The organism is Archangium sp., assembly GCF_036388035.1.
GTDB lineage: Bacteria > Myxococcota > Myxococcia > Myxococcales > Myxococcaceae > Archangium.
The window spans coordinates 1-7,102 of record NZ_DASVSO010000034.1 but is presented as its reverse complement, the minus strand read 5'-3'; the positions used below and the strand labels follow the sequence as shown (position 1 = coordinate 7,102).

General features: G+C 68.9%; 6 protein-coding genes. All 6 read left to right on the top strand.

Features of this window, described 5'->3' with window-relative positions:
* Window positions 1-217: 217 nt before the first annotated feature.
* The 6 genes from mmsA (at window position 218) to VF697_RS01580 (ending at window position 6,870) form a co-directional block, all read left to right on the top strand.
* The gene (gene mmsA / locus VF697_RS01605) at window positions 218-1,702 is read left to right on the top strand and encodes a CoA-acylating methylmalonate-semialdehyde dehydrogenase (RefSeq protein ID WP_331091562.1); all 1,485 of its coding nucleotides are present in this window, start codon (window positions 218-220) and stop codon (window positions 1,700-1,702) included.
* Window positions 1,703-1,761: 59 nt separating this feature from the next.
* Window positions 1,762-3,015, top strand: coding sequence for a GTP cyclohydrolase II (locus VF697_RS01600; RefSeq protein ID WP_331091560.1), 1,254 nt, complete (start codon window positions 1,762-1,764; stop codon window positions 3,013-3,015).
* Entirely contained in the window at window positions 3,008-4,198 is a 1,191-nt protein-coding gene (locus tag VF697_RS01595) for a URC4/urg3 family protein (RefSeq protein ID WP_331091558.1), read from the top strand. Before VF697_RS01600 ends, VF697_RS01595 begins: the two co-directional genes overlap by 8 nt.
* Window positions 4,199-4,283: 85 nt before the next feature.
* Window positions 4,284-4,922: a uracil phosphoribosyltransferase gene (gene upp, locus VF697_RS01590; RefSeq protein WP_331091556.1), complete on the top strand. Its 639-nt coding sequence runs from the start codon at window positions 4,284-4,286 to the stop codon at window positions 4,920-4,922.
* Between the two features lie 80 nt (window positions 4,923-5,002).
* Window positions 5,003-6,286, top strand: a complete 1,284-nt coding sequence (locus VF697_RS01585; protein ID WP_331091564.1) for an AHH domain-containing protein — start codon at window positions 5,003-5,005, stop codon at window positions 6,284-6,286.
* 20 nt (window positions 6,287-6,306) lie between these two features.
* Entirely contained in the window at window positions 6,307-6,870 is a 564-nt protein-coding gene (locus VF697_RS01580; RefSeq protein ID WP_331091554.1) for an imm11 family protein, read from the top strand.
* The last annotated feature ends 232 nt before the right edge of the window (window positions 6,871-7,102 follow it).

The following is a 7,102-nucleotide window of genomic DNA, read 5'->3' as shown; positions in this document are numbered from 1 at the left end:
CGGACTGGCGCGCGGAAGGCACCCTCACTCAGTGAGGCCCTCCGTGGCCCGTGTCACTGCGCACCGCGTCGTTTTCGACCACTGTCAACTAATTGACTCTGGGTGCGACCTTCCTGTGACCCCCGGGATTACCGGGTTCTCGAGCGCTCTTGTTAAGCTGTTACCTGACGCAGCCGTCACCGTCCTCGTGGCGCTGCTGTCCCTTCAGGGGGAGCGAGTGTCCTTCGTCCAGTTGCCCGAGAGCGTCACCACCTGCCGTAACCTCGTGGGCGGTGAGTGGCTCGTCCCGCGAGATGCCGCGCTGCTCGACGTGCGCAGCCCGTATACCGGAGGTGTCATTGGCCGCGTGCCCCTGACGCCCGCGGACGGTGTGGCGCAGGCGGTGGAGGCCGCGAGGGCCGCGGCGCCCGGTTGGCGTGCCACGCCCCTGCGCGAGCGCACCACGCTCATGGCCCGCTTCCGCTCGCTGCTCGAGTCCAACCTGGAGCGGCTGGCGCACCTGGCCGCCAGCGAGGCCGGCAAGACGGTGGCCGAGGCCCGCGCCGGCATCCTCAAGGGCATCGAGGTGTGTGACTTCGCGCTGTCGCTGCAGAACCTCGACACCGGCGGCGCCATGGAAGTGAGCCGCGGCGTCACCTGCGAGTTCCGGCGCGAGCCGCTCGGCGTGGTGGCGGGCATTACCCCGTTCAACTTCCCGGCCATGGTGCCGCTGTGGATGTTCCCCATCGCGGTGACGGTGGGCAACGCCTTCATCCTCAAGCCCTCGGAGAAGGTGCCCCTCACCGCGTGCGCGCTCGGCGAGCTCATGATGGAGGCGGGCATTCCGCGCGGCGTCTTCTCGGTGGTGCACGGCGGTCGCGAGACGGTGGAGGCGCTGGTGGCCCACCCCGAGGTGCGCGCGTTGGCCTTCGTGGGCTCCTCTCCCGTGGCGCGGCGTGTGTACGCGGACGGCAGCGCGCAGGGCAAGCGCGTGCTGGCGCTCGGCGGAGCGAAGAACCACCTCATCGTCGTGCCCGACGCGGACGAGGCCCTCACCACGCAGGCCGTGGTGGACTCCTTCACCGGGTGCGCCGGCCAGCGCTGCATGGCGGCCAGCGTGCTGCTCGCGGTGGGAGACGTGCAGCGCATCGTCGACCAGGTGGTGGAGCGCGCCTCGCGGCTGGAGCCAGGCAGCGGCATGGGCGCCCTCATCGACCGGGCGAGCCTCTCGCGGCTGGAGGCGGCCATCGCCACGGCGGAGAAGGCCGGAGCGCGGGTGCTGGTGGACGGGCGCGGGAAGAAGCCCGCGGGCGAGCAGTGGGCGGGTGGCCACTGGCTCGGGCCGACGATTCTCGACGGTGTGCGTCCCGACATGGAGGCGGCGCAGCGGGAGCTGTTCGGCCCGGTGCTGTCCATCGTCCGGGTGCCCACGCTCTCCGCGGCGCTGGAGGTGGAGAACGCCTCGGCCTACGGCAACGCGGCCTCCATCTTCACCACCAACGGCGCGGTGGCGCAGGCGGTGGTGGAGGGAGCGCGCGTGGGCATGGTGGGCGTCAACGTGGGCGTGCCCGTGCCTCGCGAGCCCTTCTCCTTCGGCGGTACCGGTGAGTCCAAGTTCGGTTACGGCGACATCACGGGCGCATCCAGCCTGGGTTTCTGGACGGACCTGAAGAAGGTCACCCGCAAGTGGAACGCCCGTACCGACGGCAGCTGGATGAGCTGACCGCGTCTCTTCTGTTTTTTTCCCTTCCCCCGCAGCGCGCACTCCGAGGAGGGCGCCTCATGCCCGACAAGAAGCCCGTCAACCACATCCGTCTCACCTCGCATCCCGACAGCGACTCCCAGTCCACCCCCATCCGCTGGGGAGACCCCGAGCCGCTGCGCCGGGGACCCGTCATCGCCACGCTGACGGAGCCCGCGCACCGCAACGTCATCGGCACGCACTCGGGCTCGTACGCCATCTACCGGGCCGTCGCCGTGGCCGCGGGCCAGCTCACGCAGGACCACCGGGCGGATCTCACCAACACGGCGCCCGCCGTGCAGATTGGCCCCCACAAGGCGTGGTCGGACCCCGACCGCATCGTGTCGATGGATCCGTGGGGCGCGGTGGCGCCGCAGGCCTTCCGGGCCTACATGGACCAGGGCATGGACATCCGGCCCTCCATCGCCATCACCCGCGCGCACATCAACATGCCCGAGCTGCGCGACGCCATCACCGCCGGCCGCCTCAAGCCGGACGGGAAGATCCTCTGCGCCAACGGGGACGTGAGCGTGGTGAAGGCCGCCGTGGAGCCGGTGTGGTACCTGCCCGGCATCGCCAAGCGCTTCGGCCTGAGCGAGGCGGCGCTGCGCCGTGGGCTCTTCGAGCAGACCGGCGGCATGTTCCCCGAGCTCATCACCCGCTCGGACCTGGAGGTATTCCTGCCGCCCATCGGTGGGCTCACCCTCTACTTCTTCGGGGACATGGACACCATCTCCAACCCCGACGTGCCGCTGGCGGTGCGCGTGCATGACGAGTGCAACGGCTCGGACGTGTTCGGCAGCGACATCTGCACCTGCCGGCCGTACCTCACGCACGGGATTGAGGTGTGCATCCAGACGGCGCAGGAGAACGGCGCGGGCGTCATCGCCTACTCGCGCAAGGAAGGCCGCGCGCTGGGCGAGGTGACGAAGTTCCTCGTCTACAACGCACGCAAGCGCCAGGAGGGCGGCGACTCGGCGGCCACGTACTTCCACCGCACCGAGTGCGTGGCGGGCGTGCAGGACATGCGCTTCCAGGAGCTGATGCCGGACGTGCTGCACTGGCTGGGCATCACCCGCATCCACCGCTTCGTGTCCATGAGCGACATGAAGCACGACGCCATCGTCCGCTCGGGCATTGAAATCCTCGAGCGCGTGCCGATCCCGGATGAGCTCGTCCCCGCCGATGCCAAGGTGGAGATGGAGGCGAAGAAGGCCGCTGGCTACTTCACCACCGGCAAGGTGGCCTCGAAGGACGAGCTGGAGCAGGTGAAGGGCAGGACACTCGATGCCTGAGCCCTCCGCCACCGTCGCGTACCTGCGCAGCCCGCGAGCCATTCGCGAGCGCTGCCGGGCCCTGCTGGAGCTGGGGCTCGCCGGCAAGCTGAAGCACTTCCGCGTGGACATGGAGCGGCTGCCCGCGGTGGCGGACTACGTGCTGGACGTCACGCGCGCGGCCTACCCCTCGCTGGACATTCCGGTGCACAGCCGCTGGGGTCACTTCGACGTGGGTGGGGTGCGGCGCAACGCGGAGCTGGATGCGCGGCTGGCCTCGCTGCCCCCCGCCGAGCGGGCCCGGGCGAAGCTGGACCTGGTCGTCACCAGCGTGCTGCTGGACGCGGGCAGCGGGCCCACGTGGAAGTACGTGGAGCCCGGCGGTGACACCTACGCGCGCTCCGAGGGCCTCGCCGTGGCGAGCTTCCGCATGTTCCTCGCGGGCGCGTTCTCCTCGGATCCCCGCCAGCCGCTGCGCGCGGACGCGGAGGGGCTGAAGGGGTTGAGCCGCGAGGCCCTGGCGAAGGGCTTCCAGGTGACGGAGGCCAATCCGCTGGCGGGGCTGGAGGGACGGCTCGCGCTGCTGCACGGACTGGGCAAGGCGCTGCCGAGGCCCGGCGCGCTCTTCGACCTGCTCGCGGCGCGTGGCCCGCGTGTGCCCGCGGCCGAGGTGCTGGGGCAGGTGCTGGAGTCGCTGGGCTCCATCTGGCCGGGACGCATCACGCTGGACGGAGTGAACCTGGGCGACGTGTGGTCGCACTCGGCGCTGGGGGCCGAGGGCCGCCCGGAGTCGCTGGTGCCCTTCCACAAGCTGTCGCAGTGGCTGACGTACTCGCTGCTAGAGCCGCTGGAGGAAGGCGGCATCCAGGTGACGGACCTGGACGCGCTCACGGGGCTGCCGGAGTACCGCAATGGCGGGCTGCTGGTGGACCTGGGCCTGCTGGTGCCGAGGGACGCGCGGCTGCTCACGGACGCCTTCGCGCCGGGCTCGGAGCCCATCGTGGAGTGGCGGGCGCTGACGGTGGCGCTGCTGGACGAGGTGGGCAAGCGGGTGCGCGAGCGGCTGGGCATGACGGCGGAGCAGTTGCCGCTGGCCAAGGTGCTGCAAGGGGGCACGTGGAGCGCCGGGAGACGTATCGCCGCGGAGAAGCGGAAGGGGGGCACGCCGCCCATCCTCATCGAGAGCGACGGAACGGTGTTCTGAGGGTCGGCGGGGGGATGTCCGTGAATGACCCCTCTCCTTGGGGGAGGGGATCTACTTTTCAGTCGAACCGACGAAGGAGGGAACCGTGACGTACCCGGACAACTGCACCGTGGTGGACCACCCGCTGGTGAAGCACAAGCTCACGCTGATGCGGCGCAAGGACACGAGCACGGCGGCCTTCCGCGCGCTGCTGCAGGAGATCTCCCTGCTGCTCGCCTACGAGGCGATGCGGGACCTGAAGGTGCGCGAGGAGAGCATCGAGACGCCGATGATGCAGATGATGGCGCCGGTGCTGGATGGAAAGAAGCTGGTGCTGGTGGCCATCCTGCGCGCGGGCCAGGGCATCCTGGACGGCATGCTGCAGCTGGTGCCGAGCGCCCGCGTGGGCCACATCGGCCTGTACCGGGACCCGAAGACGCTGGGCGCGGTGGAGTACTATTACAAGGTGCCCAACCAGCTCGCGGACCGCGACGTCATCGTGTGCGATCCGATGCTGGCGACGGGGAACTCGGCGGTGGCGGCGCTCAACCGCATCAAGCGCAACAAGCCGGGCAGTCTGCGTTTTGTCTGCCTGCTGGCGTGCCCCGAGGGCCTGGCGAACCTGCGCGAGCACCACCCGGACGTGCACGTCTTCACCGCCGCGGTGGATGAGAAGCTCGACGAGCACGGCTACATCCTCCCGGGTCTGGGTGACGCGGGAGATCGGCTCTTCGGGACGCGGTAGTCGCGGCGTCGGATGACGCGGCCATGCCCGGGTGTGCATGCTGCCGCGTCATCATGAAGAGAGGTTCTGTCTTGCCGCGCATGGCCGTGGCCCTGTTGCTCCTGTTGCCCCTCGCGTGCGCTCTATCGCCAGAGGGGCCTCGTCCCGAGCGGCGACAGCAGGCGAAGCCGAGCACGGTGAGGGCCAGGGAGCTGCCCGGAGGCGGACTGCGGCTCTCCTTCGAGCCAGTGGCACCCGACCCGGCCCTGGAGCGGCTGCGGGTGCAGGAGGCGCGGACAGTCCTCGCGGCCTTCCATGCGTCCTTTCGAGTGACGGAGAGGCCGCGGTCTCGGAGCCGGCTCGTCCTGGTGTCGGCTGGAGCGGGAGAGGGCCAACCAGCGGAGTGGGAGCTGAGACTGCGGGAGGAGTACGCATCCCGGTTCGGCCCGCCGCTGCTTCCCATGCCGGAGTCGTTGGAGCGGAGCCGGCTCTTCCTGGCCCTGAAGCTCTCCCCCCGTTACATGGGCGCGGGAGTGCGCGAGGCGGCCCAGGAGCTGTTCTCCTCGCCCGTCTTCCTGTCCAGCGTCGCGCTCTCGGTGTTGGTGTACTTCGCGGCGTGGCTGACGCCCGAGCCCCTTTTCACCAAGGCCTTCGTGACGGCGTTGACGCTGCGGCTGGCCTTCGTGGTGGGAGCACTGGAGCTTACCCAGTTCGCCCGGGCGTGCCTGCTGCTGTACGAGGAGGCGGAGGCGGCGAGGACGGTGCAGGAACTCGAAGCGGTGGCGGAGCGCTTCGGCAAGGCGATGGGAGGCACGGGGCTGCGGGTGCTGATGGTGGTGGCCAGCATGGGGCTCGCCAAGGGGCTGCCCCAGGTGCCCGAGGGCGGACTGGGCGCGCTGCTGGGGCCTCCTCGGTACGCCATGGCCAGTGGGATGTCAGTGGCGGGCGCGACGACGGTGCAGATGGCGGCCGACGGCACGGTCATCGTCACGGGAGTGGCGGCGGGCACGGCGGCTGCCGCGGTGGGCAGCGCGTGCACCGATGGCTCCGAGAAGAAGGACGGCCATCACTGGCACCACCTCGCCACCAACAAGAACGAAACCTCGACGCAGTCCGGAGGGCCGTGGACACCCATATTCGAGAAGCTCTTCGCCAAGGCGGGGATGCGTCTGGATGTAGCCGAGAACCTCGTCTACCTCTCTGGACACAAAGGCCCGCATCCCGAGGAGTACCATGCGGAGGTCCTTCAAAGGCTCGAAGAGGCACTCGAGAATTGCCAGACCATGTCGCGATGCAAGAGCAAACTGGTGCGAACACTCAAGGAATTGGCGGATGAGGTATGCACTCCCGGGTCCCTACTCCACCAGTTGGTGACGAAGACCTAGCGGAGATGGGGACGAAGCGCATGACCCGGTATTTCGAGTTAAGGGATGACAGGCAGTCCCACACGCGGTGGCATCTGGGAACTCCTATCGACGAGCAAGGGCAGGAAGTCGATCCCTGGCAGTTCAAGAAAGGGAAGGTGCTTGAACTGGGGTGCGTGCCACGATTCCCACTCGACGTTCCCGGAGGCCCGCTGGACTACTGCTGGGCCGCCTTCTCCATCCCCGTGGTCCATGGACGCGTCGTCCAGATTATCGAGAAGCTGCGTGTCCAGGATGTGCAGTTCATTCCTGCTCGCGTGGACGGTCATGAGGGCCCCTACTTCATCCTCAATGCGCTGCGCATCATCCGCTGCATCGACGAAACCAGGTGCAAGCGGATAGTGCACTGGACGCCCGAGGACGATGAGCCAGAAAAGGTAGGGCAATATCGGGTTGTTTCGGGCATGCGCATCGACCCCACGAGAGTAGGGGACGCGCACCTCTTCCGCCCCTGGGGTTGGCGCGTGGCCCTCGTCATCTCCGAGGAGCTCAAGCTCGCCATGGAAGCAGAAGGAATCACCGGCACACGGTTCGTCGAAGTCTGAACGGGCCCGGATTGCATCCGGCCCGAAGCGCGTTTACCTTTCTGACCGCGATGCTTCTCCTCACGTGCCAGCGTCGATTTAGCCGCCCCCCGAGCCCCACCAGGTTCAGGGAGGCCGTGCTGCGTCGCTAGCCCGTTCTCTCTCGGCGGATCGCCTCTCGGCGTGACGCTCGCCTGGACCAGGGGTTCGGGGGGGGTCCGAGCGTGGTGGCGCCAGCTCCTCCCTTCGAGGA

Coding starts and splice junctions, on each gene's coding strand:
- VF697_RS01595 (WP_331091558.1), top strand. CDS start 3,008: ATGCCTGAGCCCTCCGCCACCGTCGCGTACCTGCGCAGCCCGCGAGCC.
- VF697_RS01580 (WP_331091554.1), top strand. CDS start 6,307: ATGACCCGGTATTTCGAGTTAAGGGATGACAGGCAGTCCCACACGCGG.
- VF697_RS01585 (WP_331091564.1), top strand. CDS start 5,003: ATGGCCGTGGCCCTGTTGCTCCTGTTGCCCCTCGCGTGCGCTCTATCG.
- VF697_RS01600 (WP_331091560.1), top strand. CDS start 1,762: ATGCCCGACAAGAAGCCCGTCAACCACATCCGTCTCACCTCGCATCCC.